Consider the following 22,860-nt stretch of genomic DNA (forward strand, 5'->3'; position numbering starts at 1 on the left):
GGCAATATCTCGTTGCGCCCAATGGCCGGTTCTAAGTAGTCTTTAATTCGCATCACGGCACCAAAAACTCGCCCCGCCTGGGGCGGGTTTTTAACGGATCAGAGGGCACTGGCGGGGACCGATCTGGCTCCGCCCGCTGCCCGTGGTCCGTTCGGGGAGTCGGAGAGGGCTTGTCTGTCTCGCGAGCGGACCGGCTTTCTCTCTCTGTTGCGGTGGGGTGATAGCCGAAGCACGCCTGGCTGGGGTGATCCCATGGCCGGTTTGTGGGGTGTGGACGTTGCAGGACGAGGCGAGACGGACAGTTCCCGTGCGGGCGAGTGCGCACCGCCGTGACGGGAGACCGAAGCCGGGGCATGGCAGCGGCCGGAAGCAATTCCTGTCGGCCGTGTTCCGTGCCGTCCTGCTCGCCTGCCTGCTTCTCCCTGCGGCGGCCTGTGAAAACACGAACAAGGCCAAGCCGCTTGCCGACTCAATTCCTCCGGGGGAGCAGTTCACCCGGTCGCCACCGGCAGCAGATATCCTGGTGCAGTTCACGGAACTGGCGCGGGCCGGGCAACTCGACGCGCTGGTGATCTCGTTCCAGCAGATTTACCGGACCGGCGGCCTGAAGGAGCTGGTCGATGCGTTGTCGATCATCCTGAACGCGCAGCGGGTGGAAGAGCTGTCGCGGGTGCTGAACGCCCTGATCGACCGGGGGACGATATTCCAGTTCACGCCGATCTCGACCGACCTGCTGAACGTGCTCGCAGCTGACCGCGATCCTTCCCAGCCGGGCATCCAGTCCTCGTGGGATCTGGTGTCGGTCCTGTTTGAAAGCGGCGCGATTCAGGACTTTCTGCCTGCACTCCGGAACCTGCTGGCGCCGGAGTTTCGCAGCGACGATCCCCGGTTCTCCGATCCGCGTGTGGAAGTGGTCGGGATACTGCTCGAACTGAACGACAAGCTGGGTTCGGATGGCCTGCAGAACATCCTGGACCAGCTCAACCTGGGACTCGTTCCCTACTCCCGGGTCCTTCCTCCGGACCAGGCATTCCTGGACCGCGGCGTGAACGGCGTTTTTGCCGTGCTCGCAGGCACGGGAACGACGCAGGCCTACGCGGCCGATGGAACGCTGAACTCGGCGGCTTCGACGTTCCGCCTCATGAACACAAACCTGATTCCCACGCTGCCGAACGCCTGCACGCCGCAGCCGTCTGTCAACCCGGCCTTCCCGCAGGCGGTCCCGCTGGATAACTACCGGCTCTCGTTCCGGGTCCGGTTCCTTACCGGCCGCAATGCAGGCCGCTCGTTCAACATCGCTTCCGTGAACAGCGTGAACTCGCTGACGATCTGCCAGAACGCCTTTGTCCCCGGTGCCGTGGACATTGCCGAAGTGGGTCCTGTGCTGGAGGATGACACCAACTTCCGGTTCCAGATCCTCGTGCCGACGAATGTCCGCGCAACCGATGTGGAGCTGGACGACTTCAGCGTATTCCCGCCCGTGTTGAACGAGACATTCGACTACGCCGTCGATTCCGCTGCTGCCGGCGGCGTCGTATACAGCTTCCATGATCCGGCGGACTTCACGACCCGCGACTTCGCCGAAGCTGGCATCCAGGCAGGGGACGAGATCCGGTTCAAGAGCGGAGTCAATTCGGGACTCGACTTCAGGGTGGTCGCCCCCGCCCGCCGCGAACTCAAGGTGAAGCCGCGCTTCCTGGTGCAGGAAATGGCTGATGCGCTGGTCTTTGACCAGACCTACAACGACAGTTTTGCCGAGCGGAAGAAGCACCGGCGGCTGTCTGTCCTGTTGCCGGCGACACCGCTCGCGGGCGATATTCTTTATCTGGCACCGCAGTCGACAACGGGCCGGTTCCCGCGCGGCAACGACCTGAATTCCAGCAGCGGTTTCTATATCGCGGACCGGGCGGACACGACCCTGGCATACCGGTTTGGACAGCTGAACATCGTGCGCGATGCCCTGCCGGTGATCGAACGGGTGGTCAGCGGCAAGCTGACGCCCGATTCGCGCACGATTCTTGACCTGTTCCTGCTGACCGATCTCATGCCAGGCAACCGTTTCTACGGCGACGACTTCGTGAGCCCCATCGAGCTGCTCGCGCTGACAAGCGTCCGCACCGACCAGAACCGGGACGGCGTGTTCAACGCCTTCGATAACCTGGACCGCAACGGCGACGGCTCCTGCATGATCGCCAAGGATATCGTCGAGACCATCAATGTCCCGGCCAACCGGCGCATCCAGGTCGCCAAGACCGTGGACTACCAGTTCGACTTCCTGAGCGGAACCCCCCAGTGCCAGCTCGACTTCCTCGACCTGAACAATGACGGCACGGTTTCGGATGGCGAGAACTTCGACGTGAATGGCGACGGCATTTTCGACATCCGGGATTTTTCCTTCGATGTGCTCACGAACCCGCTTTACGCCGCCCGCGCATTCCATTTTGACAAGGATGGCGACGGTTTCCCCGACTGCCGCCTGTTTACCGAGCCGCTGGACTGCCGGCTGTTCGACACCAATCTCGACGGCGTTCTGGACGATCAGGATCTGCTGCCGGCGGTCGTTGACCGGAACGGCCGGGTGAATCTGGTGAACGGGTTCTCGATACAGGACCGGTTCCCGGACGGGGCCCCCGACGGCGTGATCGACTATCGCGACATCCTGAACACCGTCACCATCACGCCTGATAATTTCTACCAGCCCGATGACGCCAATCCGTTCACGCTGAACGACAATCTTCCCCGCCTGCTGGAAGCCACACTGGACGGCGTGGAACTGGCATACAGCTCGGGCCTGGGGCCGTCGCTGGAGCGCGGAGCCTTCGCGCTGGCCGAGGGGTTGCGCAACCCGCTCCGGCTGTTCATCAACCGCGAGGACCAGAATGGCCAGGTCGTCAAGGAAGGCCTGCCGACGGTGATTATCCAGGACATCGGCTATGCGCTGCTGACGCAGGATCTGGTGAGTAACGAGTACGTGCTGGGCCCCGCGATCAAGGCGCTCTACGCGCTGCTGACCGACGGTCCCCTCGGATACCAGTCGTTCCGTGGTTCCTTCGAAACCCGGTACGCTGCTGAACTCCGGAAGGAATACAACCTGACGAGCGGCCAGTTTATCGAGGAGTATTTCGACCGGACGAGAGTTGCCGACGGTTCGACCTTCCTCCAGGCGCAGGCGCCCGTGAACCTGCTGACCCAGCCGGTCACGATCCGGATTCCCAACGATTTCGATAATCCTTTTGGGCGCGTTTTCCCGTATGGCACGCTGGAGTTCATTCTCCGCAATGCGCTGGGCAACATTGCGAACGATCCACTCGCATCGGTGGACGCCCTTTTCATACGCACCGCCCACAACTACCGGATGGAACCGCTTTGCCAGGGTCCGGATGGCTGTCTGGCGGTGCCGGTCCAGCGGGTGCTTCCCGACGGCAGTCCGATCGACCTGACCGAAGTCGCACTGGCGACTACCAGCGGCGATCCCGGCCAGGATCTGGTTCCGGGCAATGGACTGCGGATGTTCGGGTTCACCCGTGCAGAGGCACTTCTGGCCTGGGAGACACCGAAGGCAGTGTCCTGCGACATCGAGGCAAACGGACTTCCCCTGGCGACGGTGGCTGGAACGGGAGGATCCCTGAACCTCTCGCCAGATCCTCTCGACCTGGCAACTACCTATTCCGTGACATGCCAGGGTACCGATGGCCCCGTGGAAGGCTCGCTGACGGTGGAGCAGCCGGTAGTGGGCGAGTTCCAGGTCCCCATCCGGGTGTTTGCGGCGACTCCATTCATCAAGACCGCACCCCAGTTCACCTCGCTTGGCTGGGATACCAGCGGCGTCACCGGGTGTTCGATCGACAATGGTATCGGAGCGGTCAATATCCCGTTCGGGCAGGTGTCGGTGAACCCCCCTGCCACGACGACCTATACGCTGACCTGTGATTCGGTGACCGGACCGGTGACCGCATCGACGACGGTTGTCATCGGAACGCCCGGCACAAGCGTGGGACTGAGCAGCATTGAACTTGATGTCGCATCGGCAGCGAACGTGATCGATTTCAGCTTCGCGGTTCCGGGCGACATCATGGTGGTGGCTCGCCAGCCACTGCACTATGCCATTTGCGCGCCTGCTCTGGACGATCTTCCCAACGCCCCATCGGTCCTCGACCTGAGGCGGATGGCGGCGCCGGAAGTCGATGCCAGCGGGATTCCGCTGAACCCGGATATCCTGGACCCTGACAACTGCGATCAGTACCAGGTCTGGGATATCGATTCCCGGCCCGGGTATCCGGCTTACCGGGACAATACGATTGAAATCGAATCCCTGGAACCCACACCGGGGCTCCGTTTCGCCGACCGGCGCCGGATGGTGGACCTTATCTGCAGCAAGGAGACGGTCGATTGCTATCGGGTGATGCAGGTGATCGGCGAGAGCGGCATCTATCTGGCGGCCGAGGAGGGGCTGGATGACGATATCCTGCCGGGTGATGACATCGAAACCCGGCTTTCCGGCGGTGGGCTGTATCTGGGCACGATGGCAAACTACCTTGAAAGACTGCCCCATCAGCTGTTCCAGATTTACAACTTCCACCAGGAAGACGGACGGATCCCGACGTTTGACGGCCTGCCGCCGAACTTCGACTTCTCCAACATCGACCTTTCCCGCGCCCAGGCCAACGGTTCCCCGGAGTTCCGCCCCTCCATTGCGCAACAGATGACTCGTGCGCTGCCGATTTTCGACATCCAGGGCGAGTTCACGCTGCACTACGGGAGCGATCTGAGGCGTCTCAATCCGGTTTCGACGACGGCGTACTCCGGCCAGCCACTTTCAAACCTGTGCCCGGTGAATTCGGTACCGGTTCTTTCCTGTAGCGGGGATTTCAGCGGCAACCCGTATACTGAAATCAATCACGATGGCACCGAGGACGATCTGGTGCTTCAGATCGGGACTGTGCAGGAACGGTTCCGCGTCAAGGCCGTGAAGGCGGACCAGATACTCTGCGTGAGCACCATATCCGTTAATGGCACGTCGCTGCCGGCCAGCATACCCGTTGTGGGAAGCGCCGGGTTCTCGCCGGATCTCAACTTCTACGATCCGTTCGCGAGTTTCGTGCCCGGCAGTCCGAACAATCCGCCTGACGAACTGAATGTGCGCGACGCGGCGGCCACGATATGCAAGCGGCAGGAACCGCCCACGGCGACTGTCTGCTCGGCATATCCGGCCTTTGTGCCGGGTGATCCGGTGCCGATCGTGCCGCGGAACTTCTGCACGGTAGAGAGCACATCGGTGTACCGGTGTAACGCCCCGCATCCCGGTGTCGATCCAAGCTGCCTGGTCAACGACACGGCTCCGCCGTCCGGTTCGGTTACCAGTTACAGCATTCGCCGGTCGGTGAACGTGCTGGCGCAACTGCTTCCCCAGGTTTCACGGGTTCGCACGGCGACCGCCCGCCAGATGATCGAGGACACCAGCGCGATGACGGCTCCGCTGCTGGAGGGGTCGCTGGTGAGCGAATCCGACAAGCAGGCGATCCGCGAGTCGCTGAAGGCAATCGAGGCGCTGGCCCGGAACGGAATTCTTCCGGTGGGGGTCCGTCTGGCGCAGGGACTGATCCGGCCCAATGGCCAGAACCTGAACGTCAATGACGCCATCATCACGGCGAGCCGATCGCTAACCCGGTCCCGGCAGATGGATAACGGGGAGATCACCAACAACCGGATCGTTCTCCAGCAGCTGGAACCCCTGCTGGCGGCGCTGCTGAATCCGGATAACCCCCTGGTCCGGGACGCGCTCGACTTCCTGAACGCGTTCGATGAAGTCACCATCCAGAGCGTCAACAATCCGATCGTGATTCCTCCGATGCATTCGGCCTCTGACCCGGTGATCTACCGTGACATCATCGGGATTCCATGCAGTCTGGAGGAGATCGGCGTCGGGGCGTTCCCATGCGAGAACCGTACCGATGGTATCTCGCTGCTGGTGGACTTTGTCCGGGCGGCGACGGCAGCGGTTCCGCTACGGACCAAGGCAGGAGCAGTGCAGTATGATGCTTCCGGCAATCCCATCCTCATGCGGCCTGGCGATTTTCTCACGCAGGGGGCCGATGATCTCATGGCGCTCCTGGTTGACTGTATTGTCGGGGATGTGCCGCCGATCGGCATCGGCGCGCCGGTTTTCAACTGCAGTTCGCTGGAAGAACCTGCCCAACTGACGCTTTTTGGCGACATCATTGTCCAGGCGGCGCTTACGTTCGGAGCCATCGGGACCGATCCGGAGTTCGACACCGAGCTGGTCCCGTTCACGGCCACGCTGCTCGGCACGATCGGGGATCTGCTTGCCACGCCGCGGGGACAGCGCAAGGAGGATCCCCTTCTCTCGACGTTGCGGTTGTTCGCCGCTGAGCAGAGCCTGGCTGCGCTGGGTGAGGCCAACGACGCATTCCAGTCGCTGAACCATTCGGACCGCCAGAAGCTGCTTTCCTTCATCATCGACCAGTTTGACCCGAATACCGGCGCCGTCGCCGGATTTATCGACGCTACCATCCCGCTGATCGAGGCGGACGCGAAACTGGTGTTCCAGAAGGGCCTTTCGGAATTTTTCCAGGTCAATGTGGACCTGCCGCCTGTGCTCTGTTCCGCCGCGCCGTCGCTGGCCGGCCGGGTTATTGAATGCATGACGCGGGTACTGGGCGATGTCCCGGAGCAGGACATCCGGTTTTTATATGATACGCTGGTCGAACTGATTGATACAGGGGTGGCGGACGTACTGGTGGGCGTCATCTCCCAGCTGGTAACGACGGGGGCACTTGAGCGCCTGACGCCGACGCTGGTGCTGATGTCTCAGGAAAACGTGACCGACGAGATGGTTATTTTTGTCAGCATTCTGCTGAATAATGGGGTGCTGGGGGTGGACAGGCCGAGATGAATCCTCGCAACTTGAGCGGAGGGCTGCCCGGCGGACGGTGGAGACACCGGCTCGCGGCGATGGCTTTCCTGTCCGCGGCCCTGCTGCTGCCGGCCGCTGCACGGGCCCAGTCGCCTGCCATCCAGTTCGGCCTCGGTTCGAAGTCGATGGCGCTGGGCGGTGCAGTGTCCGCGCATGCGGATGATTTCGCCGCCGTGTTCTACAACCCCGCCGGACTTGCGAACAAGACCGACCTCCAGCTTTCGGCCGGCCCGCAGCTGGTCATTCCCAGCTTCCGGATCCAGAGCTTTTCCGGTACCCGGAAGGGGAGCACCAAGACATTCCTTGCCAACAATTTCGGCGGTGTTGTGCCGATTGGCGGTCCGTTCGAACGCAAGCTCGCCATCGGACTGGCTGCCTACACACCGTTCCCGACCATCGTTTCTATACGTATCCGCACACCCGAGGAACCCTCGTTTGTTTTCAGCGAGGACCAGCTCCAGACGCCGGTGATTGCCTTTGGTGCCGCATACCGGGTGAACCAGTATTTCTCGTTTGGCGCCGGCGGGCAGCTCCTCGTGACGGCGAAGGGCAAGATACGGACATCTGTGGACCTCGCCAACGCCGCGATACGCCAGCGCGATACGTCGATCACCATTGCGCCGACGCTTGCTCCCATTCTGGGTGTGCAGATCACCCCGATCCGGTACCTGAAGCTGGGCATGTTCTACAGGGGCAAGGTGAAGCCCGATTTCGACCTGCCGATCGACGTGGACGCCGACATTATCGGGTTCTCGTCGTCGTTCACGAGTTCGATCCTGTTCTCCCCGGCCCAGCTTGGTGGCGGTCTCTCTTTCGAGGTGCTTGAGAAACTGATCCTTTCGACCGACTTCGTGTACGTGTTCTCGTCAGAAACACCGAGCCCCGGCATCGCGCTGCGGATCACGCCGACCGCGCTGGTTGCGCCGATCGTCACCATCGATCCGGACCCGAACTTCAGCAACACCTACGAACTGCGTGCCGGTGTCGAGTACAAGCTGAACGAGGATATCCGGTTCAGGGCGGGGTATTTCCGGCGTACAAGCCCCGCTCCCGAGCAGGTTTTCGACACGAGCTTCCTGGACTCCACTGCCAACGGTTTCTCCATTGGCACCGGTGTCACGCTGAAGGATCCGACGGAAATACTCCAGAAGCCGTTCACGATTGACAACCATTTCCAGTGGACCCAGTACCAGCGTCGGACGTACCAGCGTGAATCACCGCTGCACCCGATCGGTGATCTCCGCTTCAAGGGCCGGGTATTCAACATCGGCGCGACATTTACGGTGAGGTTCTGAGAACGATGCGTATGCACCGGAAACTGACGATAGGGGTGATACTGGTGGCTGCGGCCGGATTCTGGCTGGGGCCGCAGGGCTGCACCGATCCGTTCCTTCCCGATCCGTTCCCCACTGATCCGCAGGTGGGCTACCTTGCCACGCTGGGCAAGGTGCCCCTGTTCGCATCGGACACGACACAGTCCGGCTTTGTCTACACGTTCGACGATTACGGCGTCGGCAGTCCCTACGTGCTGATCAATCCGGATGGCACGTATTCAATGTATTTCCAGGGCGATGACCAGCCCGACAGCGCCAGCGACCGGAACGTGACTTTCGCCATTGGCCGCTCAGATTCCGACACCGAGGGGCAGACCTGGGGCCCCCGGGAAGTCATTCTCGTGAGGCGCAATCTGGCCGACGATCCGGGGCTCGTCCCGTTCGATCCGCCGGTGCCGGCGGTGGCAGGATGCGGCCCCAACGGCCTGATCGAGAACTGTTACGATTCAAATGGCGTGACCGACCCGATGGTGGCTGATGGGTTCCTTTACTATGCGGGGCCTGGGCTTCCGGATCCGATTCTCCGGTTCGACGGCGCCGAAGTTCCCGAAGTCCCGCCGGCAATCGGCCGGGCGCAGTTGCCCCCGGTAAACCAGATTGGCCGCAATGGGGTACCGCTTCTGATCGCCAACAAGGCGATGACGGCTGGCGACCCGGTGATCACGACAGAGGAAGACGCGTTCTTCAACTCACTGGCCGATTCGTTCGATCCCTACACGCTGCCGTGCGACCGGAAATCGTTCCTGCCGGACGAGTTTGGCAGTGCATCGGTCACGGAACTGAATTCGCGGAATTCGGCGCGGGCCACGGGAGTCCGGGCGGGGCCTTACCCTTGGGAATCGGGCGGCGTCAGCTCGCCCTTTGTCATCCAGAGTCCGTATGAACGGAACCGGGTTCTCATGTATTATACCTGCACCGAGGAGTTCGGGCGGATTGTCCAGGGGGACTGCGAGGTCCGGAAGATCGACCGGATCTGTGTTGCCGAGATGAGGACCACCAGTGACGGGCGGATGGTTGCCGAGCGGCTCATCCGGTCCGATTCCGACGTGGTATATGCGACGCCATACGCCCCGAACCGGCCCCTTGCCAACAACATCGTCGTCAACAACGGCAACTTCCCCGGCTTTGACGACGTAGGCAGCGGTGACCCGACTATCGAGCTCTCAACCACCATCACCGGCCGGGTGGTCATGCGGATGTGGTACACCGGCACGAGCGAGATCGGCGCCCAGCGAGTGGGCATCACGGGATCATTCGATGGTTTCGACTGGGATGCCGACGACCAGGTGCTCCGTATCTCGACCATCATTCCGACCAATCCCGTCCTGGTCCAGGCGGCCAAGTCGGCCAAGCCGGCCTCGACATTCGATTCCAGTGATGTGCTTCGTGTGTTCTATGAGTCGACTAGCAAGGGGCTCGCCTCGATCAACATGGCGACGATCGTCCGGCTGGACGACACGATTCCTCCCACGATCCAGTTCCTTTCGCCGCAGGGCTCCAGCCTGGTGTTTTCCCAGGGCGGGTCGGTCACGTTCCGCCTCCGCTTCGAGGATTTCGGCGGTTCGGGTATCGACCAGTCCACGTTCCAGATCCGTATTACCGGTATCCAGACAACTGCCGGTGCCGGCACTGCGATTACTGCCACCAACCAGACCACCAATGGTGCCGTCGGCAGCGGATCGCCGCCGACCCTCAAGCTGAACGAGGATTTCAACGAGGAGTTCCCGGCCTTCCGGTTCGACGTGGCTGACCGGGCGGAAGTGGCCCTGACGCTCCAGGATTTCCTGATATCGCCGCCCCTCAGTGCCGGACAATCGGCCCAGGTGTCGGTCGAGGCGGTGATTTTCGACCGCGCTGATATCGGGCGGCAGCGTCCGGCCCGCAGCGGCGTGACGTTTACGGTCGTCCAGCAGTAGTTTTACTTCTGCACCACCGGTGGCTATCCCTTGCCGCACGGACCGGATTTTTCGCGTCCGCATGCCGGGTTTCCCGGGCCTGAACTATGAAGAATGCGATACGGTTTCATGTCCTCAAGACGCTGGCGCGTGTGACGGGTACGGGTGAGCTGCCGGTCCGGCTGGATGACGATGTGCTCGTAACGGCCGGTAATGTCCGGATCCCCGTCGAAATCATGCTCCCGAAGGACAAGGGACATGGGGATTTTGCACTGAATCTGGCGATGCAGCTCGCCAAGCCGCTCAGGGCAAATCCCCGGAAACTGGGTGAAGACCTGAAGCGCTGGCTCGACGACGGCCGGCCGGAGTGGCTTGATCCGGCAGAAGTGGCCGGACCCGGCTTCCTGAACTTCCGTATCCGGCCGGAGGGCTGGCACGGACTGGTTGACGAGATGCTCGCCGCCGGGCCCCTTGCCCTGTCAGGCGGCCAGTACAGGGGCTTCGGAGCGGTTCACGTCCCGTCCAACGAGAAGATCAACATCGAGTTCGTGAGTGCCAACCCTACCGGCCCGATGCATGTCGGGCACGGCCGTGGAGCGGCCTTCGGCGACACGATGGCGCGGATACTCCGGGCGACGGGGAACGATGTCACGGCCGAGTTTTACGTGAACGACGCGGGGCTCCAGGTGGATAACCTCGGAGAGTCGCTTTTCTACCATGCCCGCCAGCTTGCCGGACTGCACGTGAACGACCTGGAGGTAAAATACCAGGGCGAATACGTGAAGATCCTCTCGGTTATCCTGCTGGTCGAGGCGCTTGCGCCAGACCGGGTCGATGCGCTCGTCAACGGATCGGCGGATGATGAGTTCCCTGATCTCCTTCCGCGGACCGGCCGGGTGCTGGAAGTATACGAACTGGCAGCAAAAGGCGGCGAAGCCCCGCCGCTCAAGGAAGATCTCCACGAGAAGGCCCGGGAGTTCCTGAACGACCACGCGAAAGCGCTCGCGTTCTTCAAGGCTGCAGGCAGCGCCATTCTTCTGGGGCATATCCGGCGCACGCTTCGCCGGTTCAACGTCGTATTCGACCGGTATTTCTCGGAACGCCAGATGGTCGAGTCGGGTGTCGTGGACCAGACCATCGAGCAGATGAAGGCCAGAGGCGTGCTGGTGCTCAAGGACAGCGCCTGGCAGCTGGAAAAGGATTCGCTGGAGGACGAGAAGGACCGGGTCGTCGTCCGGAGCAATGGGGTCAAGACCTATTTCGCGAGCGACATCGCCTATCACGAGGACAAGTTCAGCCGGGGCTATCAGCGGCTCATCAATGTCTGGGGCGCCGACCATCACGGCTATATCCCGCGTGTCCGGGGGGCGATGAAGCTCCTGGGACATGATCCCGAGCGGCTGATTTTCCGGATTCTCCAGTTTGTGCTGCTGATGGAAGGCGGACAGCAGGGGAAGATGTCTAAGCGGCAGGGCAATTTTGTCACGCTTGAGGAAGTCATGACCGACGTGGGGGTGGATGCCTGCCGGTGGTTTTTCCTCTCCCGCAGCCACGACCAGACCATCGAGTTCGACCTCGAACTTGCACGGAAGCAGTCGAACGAGAACCCCGTTTACTATGTGCAGTACGGGTATGCCCGGATCGCCAGCATACTGAGAAAGGCAGCGGGAGAGGGCGTGCCGTTCGATCCGGCCGCGCCAGCCAAACTGGGACTGCTGGTGGCACCGGAGGAGATCGCCCTCATCCGCAAGGCAGCCGAATTCCCTGACGTGGTACTCGACTGCGCCCGGGCCCTGGAGCCCCACCATCTGACCTTCTACCTGATTGAGCTTGTCAGGACATTCAGTAACTACTACTCTGCAAAAAGTCCGTCCGGCGAAACCTTATATAAGGTCGTGGACGCGGCGCAGCCGGAACTGTCCCGGGCGCGGCTCAAGCTGTCCGCCGCCATGGCGATAGTGATCCGGGGAGGTCTCGAACTGCTCGGGATCTCGGCGCCGGACCGGATGGACAGCCCAGCGGGTGAGGGCTGACGACAGCGAACGGAGAGAGCCATGCGCTCCTTCAAGGACGTCGCAGACCGTCACCAGGTCTCCCTCGACAACAAGCAACTGGCCATGCTCACATCCGCTGCGGTGGTCGCGGCAGGACTCTTTTTCCTGACCGGTGTCCTGTACGGAACACGGGTTTCGATCCCGGCGCCGCCGGGCAGTTCCGGACAGAACTCGCTTGCACTCCGGCTGGACAAGGACGAAGACGACGTGCTCCCGGCGGTTCAGGCTCCCCAGGGCAGTGCATCGACGGTCGTCCCCGTTACTCCGGATGCGAAATCCCGCAAGAACCGTGCGGAGCTTCTGGATCAGTATTCCCGCGAATCAGTGGTGGTGGAGCAGCCTGTGGCTCCACCAGCGGCTGCGGCTCCGGCGCCGAAATCGGGTTCCGGTGCTTCCCAGCCGGCAAAACCGATCGCCCAGGTACGGCCGGAAGCGCCCAAGCCTGCCGCTGTGAAACCGGTGGCAGAGGTCCAGCCAGCGAAGCCAGTTCCCGAAAAGTCCGGAGCCAAGCCCGCTACCCAGGTCGCTTCCGCCAGTCCCGCCGTATCCGCAAAGGATCCGGGCCAGCCGCTTCTGAGAGGGCGGCCTCTTTCTGGCATGAAGGGGCCACTGTCCATTCAGGTCGCCGCCTTTACCGATAAGGCGAGCGCGCAGAAGGAACTGGAGCGGTGGGAGAAGGGACGCTTCCCTGCCTTCATGGGGCTGGATACGGTCGGCGGAAAACGGATTTACCGTATTCAGGTGGGCCGGTTCAGCGACCGCGCAGAGGCCGAGCGTGCCCGCACAGCCCTTGAGCGGGACATGAAGGTCGTAGGCCCCCGGATTATCGATGCAGTAAAGTGAGAGAGGCCTAAACGCACCTTAATTCAGCAGGTTAGGCTTTTCGGCTGGCCGCTGTTTCCCGGTTTGTTAGCCCCCTTGGGACCGTCTATACCCTCCCGTTCCGGGGCCGCCTGAAGCGGCCTGCGGTAACTGTGCTCCTATGCCCACTCCCCAGGAACTGATCCGCAACTTCTGCATTATCGCCCATATCGACCACGGAAAGTCGACGCTGGCCGACCGTATTCTGGATACGACAGGGGCGATGACGGACCGTGACCGGCGGGAGCAGACCCTCGATTCCATGGACCTGGAGCGTGAGCGCGGGATCACGATCAAGGCATCCTCGGTCCGGCTTCACTACCGGGCCGCAGACGGCAAGACGTACGAATTCAACCTGATCGACACGCCCGGCCATGTGGATTTCAACTATGAGGTCAGCCGTTCGCTGAAGGCCTGCGAAGGAGCGGTGCTCGTCGTGGACGCCAGCCAGGGGGTCGAGGCGCAGACGCTCGCCAACGTATATCTGGCCGTCGATCAGGGGCTAGAAATCGTCCCCGCCATCAACAAGATCGACCTTCCATCGGCGAGGCCGGATGCAGTCCGGCAGGAGATAGAAGAGATCATCGGTATCGAGGCATCCACGGCCACGGCGGTCTCGGCCAAGCTGGGGACGGGCGTACCGGAACTACTGGAGCGCGTGGTCCGGCAGGTGCCGCCACCGAAAGGTGATCCGTCTGCGCCACTCAAGGCACTCATTTTCGATTCGTGGTTCGACGAGTACCAGGGTGTCATCTGTCTCGTTCGCGTCGTGGACGGGCAGATTGTTCCCGGCACGAAGATCAAGATGATGAGCACCGGATCAATGTATGAGGTTCTGAAGGTGGGCGCCTTCTCGCCGAAGGCCTCGGAACTGGATGGCCTCTATACCGGGGAAGTGGGCTTCGTCATAGCCAATATCAAGGCGCTGGCGGATGCCCGGGTGGGCGATACGCTGACCACCGTCACGGGCGGATCGACCGAAGCCTTGCCGGGGTTCAAGAAGATACAGCCGATGGTTTTTGCCGGGGTCTACCCGATCAATTCCGACGACTACGGACGGCTCAAGGAGGCACTCCAGAAACTCCAGCTCAACGACAGTTCCATCACCTTCGAGCCGGAAACCTCCTCGGCGCTCGGGTTCGGGTTCCGGTGCGGGTTCCTCGGCCTGCTCCACATGGATATCATCCAGGAGCGGCTTGAACGCGAGTATAACCTCGACCTGATCACGACGGCTCCATCGGTGGTCTACCGGATCAAGAAGCATGACGGCTCTGTGACTGAGATCGACAATCCGTCGATGCTTCCCGACCAGGGAGTCGAATCGATCGAGGAGCCGATGATGGAGGTGAACGTCTACACGCCGTCCGACTACATCGGGGTTGCGGTCAAGCTCTGTGTCGAACGCCGCGGGCGTCAGAAAGAGATCAAGTACATCACGCCACAGCGGGCGCAGGTGATCTTCGACCTGCCGATGAACGAGATCGTGCTCGACTTCCACGACCGCCTCAAGTCCGCCACCAAGGGTTACGCCTCGTTCGACTACCGGCTTTCGGGCTACGAGGAGAGCGATCTCGTCCGGCTCAATATCCTCGTCAATGGCGAGCCGGTGGACGCCCTCAGCGTGATCGTCCATCGGGAGAAGGCGTTCCACAAGGGGCGCGACCTGTGCGAGAAGCTGAAGGAACTGATCCCGCGCCAGATGTACGAAGTCGCCATTCAGGCGGCGATTGGCGGCCGGGTGATCGCCCGGTCGACGGTGAAGGCGCTCCGCAAGGACGTGCTCGCCAAATGCTACGGTGGGGATATCACCCGCAAGCGCAAGCTCCTCGAAAAACAGAAAGAGGGCAAGAAGCGCATGAAGTCGGTGGGTGCCGTGGATATCCCGCAGGAAGCGTTCCTCGCGGTGCTCAAGGTGGATTGACATGACCGATGAAGTTTCCGCCGGTCTTGAGGGCCTTTCCGGCGCGCACTTGAAGGAAGCCGCCCGGTCCTATGTGGCCGAGTCGCGCTGGATTCGCCGCAAGCACCGGAAGGTGCTGGCCCCGGCCGTTCTGGAACGGCTGGAGGCGATGGAGACTGCCGTCTCGGACCGGATGGACGGAGATGCCGGCGCCCTGAAAACGGCTCTTGGTGATCTGGTGCAGTCGATCGAGGTGGATCTCGCCCACTACCGCCGGTCGCGGACGGTGGAGTTCCTGGAATTGCTGGGTTTTGCGTTCCTGCTGGCGCTCCTGATCCGGACGTTCATCGTGCAGGCCTATGTGATCCCGTCCGAGAGCATGGTGCCGACGCTGCTCAGGAACGACTATCTGCTGGTCTGGAAGCCGGCCTACGGGATCAAGGTGCCGTTCCGGCATGACTGGCTGGTGAGGTGGGGCCGGCCGAAGCGGTGGGACGTGGTGGTGTTCGTTCCCCCCCAGGAACTCGGAAAGAAATATCTCGACCAGGAGGATTTCATCAAGCGGGTGGTGGGGCTCCCAGGCGACCGGGTAGAACTGGTCGACCGCGTTCTGTATCTCAATGGCGAACCGGTGCGTGACGAGTGGGCCCACTGGATTGACGGCGAACTGAGCGGGCACGGGGAGTTCGGACCGTTCGTGATTCCGCCCGGCCACTATTTCATGATGGGCGACAACCGGGACCGCTCGCTTGATTCCAGGAGCTGGGGGACCGTGCCTGAAGATGCTCTCGTGGGCCCGGCGGCATTCATCTACTTTTCGACCGACAGCACCTCTCCCGGTGGCCTGACCGGTCTGGTGCAGGGGATCGTCCGGTTCCCGTTCGATACCCGCTGGCGGCGTCTCGGCCGGATCATACGCTGAGACTGGCCTGCCGCCGCATGGCCGGAGCATCCTGATGGCTGCTGTAACGCACAAGGGGTTTACGCCAGAGGATCATCGCTGGATGGGCCGTGCGCTCGCGGCCGCCCGCCGGGCTGCCGCTGCCGGGGAGGTCCCCGTGGGGGCTGTCATAGTGTCCCGCTCGGGGAAGTTTCTGGGTTCCGGACGGAATCGCCGGGAACAGGACAGCGATCCCACCGCTCACGCGGAACTGGTGGCCCTGCGCCGTGCCTGCCGGCGGAGCCGGAACTGGCGGCTTCCGGGTGCGACGGTCTATGTGACCCTGGAGCCGTGCCTCATGTGCCTGATGGCACTGAAGAATGCCCGCGTCGCACGGGTAGTATATGGGGCGAGCGACCCCAAGCGCGGGGCCGCCCGCTGGGGGGGCCTGGACATCCCCGAAGACGGGAACCTGAACCCGGTCCGCTGCGAGGGCGGGCTTGACGCAGACGCCGCCGGGCCGCTACTCAAGGCCTTCTTCAGGGACCGCCGGCGCAAGGCCGGTTCCTGACCGGCACTTCCCTTCAAGGGTGCTTCGGAGAGTTGGCCGAGTGGCTGAAGGCGCACGCTTGGAAAGCGTGTATAGGGGAAACCCTATCGTGGGTTCGAATCCCACACTCTCCGCCAGTCACCGCCCTTGTTTCCTTCGGCGATCAGATCGAACGGAAACGCCAAGGAATATTCGACGGTTCCGTTCCTCACCTGAAGGTTTGTACACAGGATTTTCGAGATTCTCGCGAGCGCCCTGGGGCTCGCCGAATCCAGCGTGGTTTCGAGCTCTTCGGCGAGTTTGTACGCCGCCTCGACCTGGTCTGCTGCCGCGTGCGTCTCTTCGCGCTCCAGCTCCCTCAGCCCGATCTCGGCCCTGTCCCGTTCGGCCCTTAGCGCCCCGGTTTGTTCACGGTAGGTGGCGGAATCGACATCGCCACTGGTCATGGCCTCAAACGCCCTCGCCAGCTTGCGTTTCAGAACATCCAGACGCGCTTCCAGCGCGGCCCGTTTCGCCGCCCTGACCTCATGGGCCTTGCTCCGGAATTCGTCGAGTCCGGCCATCAGAAGTCCGGCGGCGGCGGGGGGCAGGATCGCCCGGCGGGCGATCCCGTCCAGCCGCCTCAGGGCCTCGCTCTCTGCGAGGAAAGCGTGCCTGTTGCCGTTGCGCTTGCAGGTCCCGCAGAACCCGTAGGTGTATTTTCCTTTCTTGGCGGCAAAGAACGTCACCGAATGGCCGCATTCGGCACACTGGAAGACGCCGCTCAGGGGCCTGGGTTCCCGGATCTTCTTCTCCGTCCGGCGCGTGTCCGAAAGACGGAGCCTGATGCGTTCGTGCGTCTCCATGTCGATGAGCGGCTCGTGCTGGAAGTTCGTGACCAGCTTCCCTTTGGCATAAAACGGCCCGGCAAAGACAGGATCGACCAGCCACCGGTGAAGCGCCGAACGTGAAATGGGCTTATCCTGATACGTAATTCCGAGTCTCTTGGACTCTTTGACCAGTACGTCGAGGGAGTAGTTGCCGGTGGCGGCGGCTTCGAGAAGCTCCCTCACCAGCGGCCCCTGCACCGGGTCGGGTTCGATGCCGGTACGGGGCACCTTCCGGTATCCGGGCGGTGCCTTGTAGCTCCAGTATCCAAGGCTCGTCTGCTGCCTGATGCAGGACTTGACGCGGGCCGACAGATGCCGCGTCTCGCTCCGGGCGAACATCGCCATCATCTCGAACCGGTCCCACTCGGACGGAGGGGCATCGGCATGGAGATGAAAACGGTCCAGCGCGGCATGAAGGTGCTTGCCGTGCCTTTTCACCAGGTCCTCCAGCCGCGCATGGTCCCAGGAGTTGCGGTTCGAGCGGTCCACCTTGTGGAAGACCAGATGGGGCACGTCGCCGGAGGCGGCAAACTCCCTCAGCATCGCCTGGAACTCCACCCGCTCGTCGTCGAAGGTGGCCGTTTCGGCCACCTCCCACGTTTTGACGAGATCGAGGCCGTTCGCGTCGCAATAGGCCCTGATCGAACCGGTCTGGAGGCCGAGCGAGATGCCGCCCCGTGCCTGGTCCTCGGAACTCACGCGGGCGAAGCCGAAGGCTCTTGAAGATATCGTTGCCATGAATGTTTCGCCTCCCAAAGTCAGCCTGCGAGCATCCGGCAGTTCCGGCCAAACGTCAACCGGTTTTTCGCCTCTGGCACGGAACAGCCATTTTCTCGCGGCGCATCCCGTTGCGGCCGTCCCGGATATCCTGAATCACTTCAAGCAGTTCCCTGACGCGCCGTCGGGCTTCGCCCGTTTCCTTTTCCGTCGGCATCCGGCCCGTGATGCGGACCAGCGCCCGGCGGAATTCGCTCCGGTCTGTTTCCATGGGGGACGCTCACGCGGCCTCTGCCGCCCGTGCCGTTCGTTCCAGTGACAGGAATCGGTGGTGTTTCCATCTGGCGCTCCCGTGTCAGGAGTCGCACGCCTGGCCTTCCGGGGCCTTCGGGTGGATCAGGAACCGGTAGCTCTTTCCGGCCCTGACCGTGACGCACCGGATACCGCCCCTCACGATCTCCCCGGTGACCGAATAGTCGAAAAACCCGTGATCGAGCCCCTCTTCCAGAACCTCGACGAGTTTCCGGATGGCTTGCTCCAGCTCGGTCCTGTCCAGGTGGGGGTTCCGGTGCGGCATGACGGGGGGTATCCAGTCAGGTCAGCCTGAGGTTCTGGAACCTGCGCACCGGAACCAGCCCGATGGCGTCCCGGCGGACCTGGAATCGCACGAGACCGCTTTTGTGAAGCTCGGCGATGATCTCGCCGAACTCGTCGCCCGTGATGAAGTAGCCAGCGGCATCGAAGGACTGCTTGACGGCCCTGATGAACCTGCCGGCCTGCGGGTGGCCGTTCCACCGCTCGCACAGCAGCCGGTAGACGGTCATCGCGCCCGGGGAGAGCTGTTCAGCGTTTTCCACGGCGCTTCCTCCTCACCCACTCGAACGGAAGGGAATAAACCTCCATCTGCCGGGCGACCTCGCCGTCGATCTTGATGGTCTTTTCCTTCCCCGTAATCGTCATTCCTCCCTCGTGGTAGATGCAGAGGTAACCCATGAACGGTTCGCCGGTTTTCGGTTTTCCCAATTCGCCGACCCACATGGGGAGGTATCCGGATTCGAAATAGCCCCAGAACCGGTCCAGAAGCATCGGGATATCCTCGTGCCGGGCACCGATCTCGACAAGCTTGTTGGCGATCTCCGCCCGCCGGATATCATTCCGGGTCCACCAGACGGGCGTGCGTGGCTTGCCTGTCCAGGTGGCTGGCTGGACATAGCCCGCCCGCACCAGGCGCATGAGCTTCGGATAGCTGATATCCAGAATTCTGGAGACCGTCTCGCTGTCCAGGAGGGTTTCGGTCATTTGGGGCCTGTCCTCATAGTTTCACCACCGGAAATATAGCCCGCCTCCGGAATAGTTTCAAGATCGAAATTATGCCCGGCCGCTTTTTCCGCGGAATTCACACGGGCGGGTCTTGCCCCCGCCACGCCCGAACCGCCGGAATCCAGGCGCTTCCCGGACTCACACCGGAGCTGCGTCGCCCCTTGCCGGAACCGTGACGGCCTGCGGCCGGCTGCAGGGCGCTTTTCGCCGGGTACACAACCTGGGGCGAGGCATGAAGCTGCTACCCCCGGCGTGCTCATTGCGCGACTGGCTGCCGGAGTTTCCCATGCCCGGATGCCCCAGGCATGTTGATCCGGCGAACCACCCCTGACCTGGAGACTGGAACACCGGATGCGGATGTCATCGTGACGACGGCCGCCGAATCACCAGGAATTGCAGCGGACGGCCAACCCGGATCGTCCCGGTTCCCGCACGGTACAAGGACATCCAGCGATTCCGGCCGAACTTCGACCTCGTGGAACTCCGGCCGAACTCCGACCTCCATAAGAGATCGAACTTCGGCCTTTACAGGCCGTTCGAACGGCCTTAAATTGATGTTCAGCCGGGCGTGCGCGACACGGTGAATCTCCCTGCCGTGGCCTACGAGAGTAGGCAGCATGTAGGGGTGGGAGTCCTACCGTGCGTCCGGCATTCATATTGAGACAACCTCATCCAGCGTCCACAATCCGAGCATCCCCTTGCACGCCGGGCCGTCCACTCTCCGGACGTTCGCCAAAACCCAGCCAAATAAGACTTCACCGACAGCGGGTTCCGTTAATCCATAGAGGAGCACCCGTTTCCTTTCCGCTGGGCTTGTCCTCCAGCTTCCGGTGATCCTATGGCAGCCAACTAGGTCGGCGACGGCCACGATGCGACCAATAGGTAGGTCAGTCCGGTCGAAGTAGCAGGCTGCCTTGGTGAATTCTGGATTTACGGTCCTGGCCATCCAGGTCCGCAGCGCTTCGGCGTTGGCCGTACGAGCCTGCTTCGTCAGTTTTCCGCGACCTGCGTGGATCAGCAACTGACCACGATAGCTCGTGGGCCACGAGCGCATCTCCCATGATTTGAAACCATCGGCGATAAGTGATGCCCAAGGCTGGACGATAGTGAGAGCCTTGGGCATCACCCACCCTGCTTTCGGTATAGGACTGTCCCGTCACGGAGCAGCCGTTGAACGTCGATATCTCGTGATCTGCGGAATGAAACGACAAAAGTCGCCTGTCCGCTTTTCTCGGCACGGACCACGGCCATATAGGTCTTACCGCTGGACCTGATCACAGCTACACGCTCCCCCTTACCATCAGTCGCCTTCTGCCTGACAATAAAGTCGGGGTGTTCACCCAGCTCCGGTAGAATCCGGTAGTCCTCTATCTTGAGTTCAGGATGCTTCTCGCGCTGCTTCCAAGATATACCACTGTTGATAGCCGCCACACGATGGCGTGCGCCGATCGCTTGGGCGGCTTCATCCGACAGGCGGAGCACCGGAAATTCCCCTTTCGGGAACTCCGAATGGAACCAGTCGTCGAAGAGCCGTCCGTTCACCACGTCCCGGATTGCCACCTGGGCGATCATCGCAGGCGCGCCCTCGAGCTTGTCGGTGAGAAGGCGGTAGGCCGACTCGACGCGCAGCTTGCCGGGATTGGTGTCGAAGCCCGGGGTCACTCCCCTGGGGACCAGCTCCACGTCGCCGGTCCGCTTGTTCTTCCATTCGGCCATCGGTGACGGCGGGCGCGCTGTTTTAACGGGAACGGAGCGCCGCTGCCGGTGGCCGGTGAGCCGCCCGCCGGGATCGCGGCGAAGCTGGGGTGTCAGTTGATCAGGTCCGCGTCGGCTCCGGCGGCGAGGGAACTGGAGCAGACGACGGTCCGGAGACAGGTGTCAGTTGATCAGGTCCGCGTCGGCTCCGGCGGCGGCAAAAACAGTTTGCAGCGGCCCCGATCCCGTGGTGTCAGTTGATCAGGTCCGCGTCGGCTCCGGCGGCCCGTCCTCCGTGGAGGCCCCTGCGTCCAGCTCGACGTGTCAGTTGATCAGGTCCGCGTCGGCTCCGGCGGCGATCAGTGCCAGCTCGCGGGGGTGCCGTTCTTCTTGTGTCAGTTGATCAGGTCCGCGTCGGCTCCGGCGGCGGGAGTTGATGGTAGTGGCCCCTGTGCTAGTCGGGTGTGTCAGTTGATCAGGTCCGCGTCGGCTCCGGCGGCATTTCGCCCTTCAGGGTGGCGATCAGCCCGTCGTCGTGTCAGTTGATCAGGTCCGCGTCGGCTCCGGCGGCACCGGATTCTGATCCCCTTCGACGTGATGAGCCGCCTGTGTCAGTTGATCAGGTCCGCGTCGGCTCCGGCGGCGTCGACGAAGGAGAACGCCGTCCACGTCCGGGCGTGTCAGTTGATCAGGTCCGCGTCGGCTCCGGCGGCTCTCCCGGCGATGCTGCACGCGATACGGACACAGGGTGTCAGTTGATCAGGTCCGCGTCGGCTCCGGCGGCGGTCGCCCACCTGATCGCCCACGGGCAGTGGGACCTGGTGTCAGTTGATCAGGTCCGCGTCGGCTCCGGCGGCCATCCAGTCCTACCAGCGCGGCGCAGACGGGAAAAGTGTCAGTTGATCAGGTCCGCGTCGGCTCCGGCGGCCTCTACCCCTTTCGTCACGGGTATACTCGTAACAAGTGTCAGTTGATCAGGTCCGCGTCGGCTCCGGCGGCGGGCGACGAGCGTGCCGCCGCCGGGCCAGTCGGCGTGTCAGTTGATCAGGTCCGCGTCGGCTCCGGCGGCGACGGTCGAGGAGCGCGTGTAGCATGTATTGGCGGTGTCAGTTGATCAGGTCCGCGTCGGCTCCGGCGGCACTCGCAACTGGTTGATCAGATCGGGCGACATGAAGTGTCAGTTGATCAGGTCCGCGTCGGCTCCGGCGGCGCCGGGAAATCGCCAACAAACGGGAAAAACAAATGTGTCAGTTGATCAGGTCCGCGTCGGCTCCGGCGGCCATTTCAACCCGCTTGCGCTGTTTAACGACGAGAAGTGTCAGTTGATCAGGTCCGCGTCGGCTCCGGCGGCGGCGCCCGGCGTCTCCGCCTCGATCTCCAGGGCGTCCGTGTCAGTTGATCAGGTCCGCGTCGGCTCCGGCGGCTGACACTGGAGCAGATGCACGTGGAGCTTTCCGTCGTGTCAGTTGATCAGGTCCGCGTCGGCTCCGGCGGCCAGGCGGCGCTCTTCGCCGAGATGCTCGACGGCGGGTGTCAGTTGATCAGGTCCGCGTCGGCTCCGGCGGCGTTAAACAGCGCAAGCGGGTTGAAATGGGCCTGATAGTGTCAGTTGATCAGGTCCGCGTCGGCTCCGGCGGCGCTCCACAGGTGGACGGTCAACGTAGCCAATAACGTGTCAGTTGATCAGGTCCGCGTCGGCTCCGGCGGCACTCTATTTCCCATTCACGGCTACGCCTTATTATAGTGTCAGTTGATCAGGTCCGCGTCGGCTCCGGCGGCTCAAGAGGCTCCAGATTGGCGAAGCGCCGAAGCTGGTGTCAGTTGATCAGGTCCGCGTCGGCTCCGGCGGCT

16 protein-coding genes, 1 tRNA gene and 1 CRISPR repeat array are annotated in these 22,860 nt (G+C 62.5%); of the genes, 9 read left to right on the plus strand and 8 right to left on the minus strand.

The window, feature by feature from the left end; translation table 11 throughout:
- The first annotated feature begins 385 nt into the window (after window positions 1–385).
- The 9 genes from KIT79_15230 (at window position 386) to KIT79_15270 (ending at window position 16,545) form a co-directional block, all read left to right on the plus strand.
- Window positions 386–6,913 (plus strand): hypothetical protein, encoded by a 6,528-nt coding sequence (locus KIT79_15230; protein MCW5830659.1) that lies wholly within the window; start codon window positions 386–388, stop codon window positions 6,911–6,913.
- The gene (locus KIT79_15235) at window positions 6,910–8,229 is read left to right on the plus strand and encodes an outer membrane protein transport protein (GenBank protein MCW5830660.1); all 1,320 of its coding nucleotides are present in this window, start codon (window positions 6,910–6,912) and stop codon (window positions 8,227–8,229) included. The genes KIT79_15230 and KIT79_15235 overlap by 4 nt, the downstream gene beginning before the upstream one ends.
- An 11-nt stretch (window positions 8,230–8,240) precedes the next feature.
- Window positions 8,241–10,184, plus strand: a complete 1,944-nt coding sequence (locus KIT79_15240) for a hypothetical protein (protein MCW5830661.1) — start codon at window positions 8,241–8,243, stop codon at window positions 10,182–10,184.
- 86 nt (window positions 10,185–10,270) lie between these two features.
- Window positions 10,271–12,196: an arginine--tRNA ligase gene (locus tag KIT79_15245; GenBank protein MCW5830662.1), complete on the plus strand. Its 1,926-nt coding sequence runs from the start codon at window positions 10,271–10,273 to the stop codon at window positions 12,194–12,196.
- 21 nt (window positions 12,197–12,217) lie between these two features.
- Window positions 12,218–13,060 carry an SPOR domain-containing protein gene (locus KIT79_15250; GenBank protein MCW5830663.1) on the plus strand — a complete coding sequence of 281 codons (843 nt, stop codon included), beginning with the start codon at window positions 12,218–12,220 and terminating at the stop codon, window positions 13,058–13,060.
- A 139-nt stretch (window positions 13,061–13,199) separates the two neighbouring features.
- Window positions 13,200–14,999, plus strand: a complete 1,800-nt coding sequence (gene lepA / locus KIT79_15255) for a translation elongation factor 4 (GenBank protein ID MCW5830664.1) — start codon at window positions 13,200–13,202, stop codon at window positions 14,997–14,999.
- A 172-nt stretch (window positions 15,000–15,171) separates the two neighbouring features.
- Entirely contained in the window at window positions 15,172–15,900 is a 729-nt protein-coding gene (lepB, locus tag KIT79_15260; GenBank protein MCW5830665.1) for a signal peptidase I, read from the plus strand.
- Between the two features lie 82 nt (window positions 15,901–15,982).
- A complete protein-coding gene (locus tag KIT79_15265) occupies window positions 15,983–16,429 on the plus strand; it encodes a nucleoside deaminase (protein MCW5830666.1) in 447 nt (148 codons plus the stop codon).
- A 26-nt stretch (window positions 16,430–16,455) separates the two neighbouring features.
- Window positions 16,456–16,545 (plus strand) — tRNA-Ser (locus KIT79_15270).
- Here KIT79_15270 and KIT79_15275 read toward each other — a convergent pair.
- From KIT79_15275 to KIT79_15310, 8 genes are all read right to left on the minus strand, one after another.
- Window positions 16,513–18,015 carry a recombinase family protein gene (locus tag KIT79_15275; GenBank protein MCW5830667.1) on the minus strand — a complete coding sequence of 501 codons (1,503 nt, stop codon included), beginning with the start codon at window positions 18,013–18,015 and terminating at the stop codon, window positions 16,513–16,515. The genes KIT79_15270 and KIT79_15275 overlap by 33 nt on opposite strands.
- Window positions 18,016–18,070: 55 nt before the next feature.
- Entirely contained in the window at window positions 18,071–18,265 is a 195-nt protein-coding gene (locus KIT79_15280; GenBank protein ID MCW5830668.1) for a hypothetical protein, read from the minus strand.
- Between the two features lie 84 nt (window positions 18,266–18,349).
- On the minus strand, window positions 18,350–18,571 hold the full coding sequence (locus KIT79_15285) for a hypothetical protein (GenBank protein ID MCW5830669.1): 222 nt from the start codon (window positions 18,569–18,571) through the stop codon (window positions 18,350–18,352).
- Between the two features lie 16 nt (window positions 18,572–18,587).
- Window positions 18,588–18,851, minus strand: a complete 264-nt coding sequence (locus KIT79_15290) for a hypothetical protein (GenBank protein MCW5830670.1) — start codon at window positions 18,849–18,851, stop codon at window positions 18,588–18,590.
- Window positions 18,838–19,293, minus strand: coding sequence for a hypothetical protein (locus tag KIT79_15295; protein MCW5830671.1), 456 nt, complete (start codon window positions 19,291–19,293; stop codon window positions 18,838–18,840). Before KIT79_15295 ends, KIT79_15290 begins: the two co-directional genes overlap by 14 nt.
- A gap of 277 nt (window positions 19,294–19,570) precedes the next feature.
- On the minus strand, window positions 19,571–19,933 hold the full coding sequence (locus KIT79_15300) for a hypothetical protein (GenBank protein MCW5830672.1): 363 nt from the start codon (window positions 19,931–19,933) through the stop codon (window positions 19,571–19,573).
- A gap of 33 nt (window positions 19,934–19,966) precedes the next feature.
- Window positions 19,967–20,437, minus strand: a complete 471-nt coding sequence (locus KIT79_15305; protein ID MCW5830673.1) for an ASCH domain-containing protein — start codon at window positions 20,435–20,437, stop codon at window positions 19,967–19,969.
- Entirely contained in the window at window positions 20,437–21,030 is a 594-nt protein-coding gene (locus tag KIT79_15310; protein MCW5830674.1) for a hypothetical protein, read from the minus strand. Before KIT79_15310 ends, KIT79_15305 begins: the two co-directional genes overlap by 1 nt.
- 89 nt (window positions 21,031–21,119) lie before the next feature.
- Window positions 21,120–22,859: direct repeats of the CRISPR family, unit length 36 nt; unit sequence GTGTCAGTTGATCAGGTCCGCGTCGGCTCCGGCGGC.
- Window position 22,860: the final 1 nt, after the last annotated feature.

This window comes from Deltaproteobacteria bacterium, from assembly GCA_026129095.1.
Classification (GTDB): domain Bacteria; phylum JAGRBM01; class JAGRBM01; order JAGRBM01; family JAHCIT01; genus JAHCIT01.

Coding starts and splice junctions, on each gene's coding strand:
- KIT79_15235 (MCW5830660.1), top strand. CDS start 6,910: ATGAATCCTCGCAACTTGAGCGGAGGGCTGCCCGGCGGACGGTGGAGA.
- KIT79_15240 (MCW5830661.1), top strand. CDS start 8,241: ATGCACCGGAAACTGACGATAGGGGTGATACTGGTGGCTGCGGCCGGA.
- KIT79_15245 (MCW5830662.1), top strand. CDS start 10,271: ATGAAGAATGCGATACGGTTTCATGTCCTCAAGACGCTGGCGCGTGTG.
- KIT79_15250 (MCW5830663.1), top strand. CDS start 12,218: ATGCGCTCCTTCAAGGACGTCGCAGACCGTCACCAGGTCTCCCTCGAC.
- lepA (MCW5830664.1), top strand. CDS start 13,200: ATGCCCACTCCCCAGGAACTGATCCGCAACTTCTGCATTATCGCCCAT.
- lepB (MCW5830665.1), top strand. CDS start 15,172: ATGGACGGAGATGCCGGCGCCCTGAAAACGGCTCTTGGTGATCTGGTG.
- KIT79_15265 (MCW5830666.1), top strand. CDS start 15,983: ATGGGCCGTGCGCTCGCGGCCGCCCGCCGGGCTGCCGCTGCCGGGGAG.
- KIT79_15275 (MCW5830667.1), bottom strand. CDS start 18,015: ATGGCAACGATATCTTCAAGAGCCTTCGGCTTCGCCCGCGTGAGTTCC.
- KIT79_15280 (MCW5830668.1), bottom strand. CDS start 18,265: ATGGAAACAGACCGGAGCGAATTCCGCCGGGCGCTGGTCCGCATCACG.
- KIT79_15285 (MCW5830669.1), bottom strand. CDS start 18,571: ATGCCGCACCGGAACCCCCACCTGGACAGGACCGAGCTGGAGCAAGCC.
- KIT79_15295 (MCW5830671.1), bottom strand. CDS start 19,293: ATGACCGAAACCCTCCTGGACAGCGAGACGGTCTCCAGAATTCTGGAT.
- KIT79_15300 (MCW5830672.1), bottom strand. CDS start 19,933: ATGCTGCCTACTCTCGTAGGCCACGGCAGGGAGATTCACCGTGTCGCG.
- KIT79_15305 (MCW5830673.1), bottom strand. CDS start 20,437: ATGCCCAAGGCTCTCACTATCGTCCAGCCTTGGGCATCACTTATCGCC.
- KIT79_15310 (MCW5830674.1), bottom strand. CDS start 21,030: ATGGCCGAATGGAAGAACAAGCGGACCGGCGACGTGGAGCTGGTCCCC.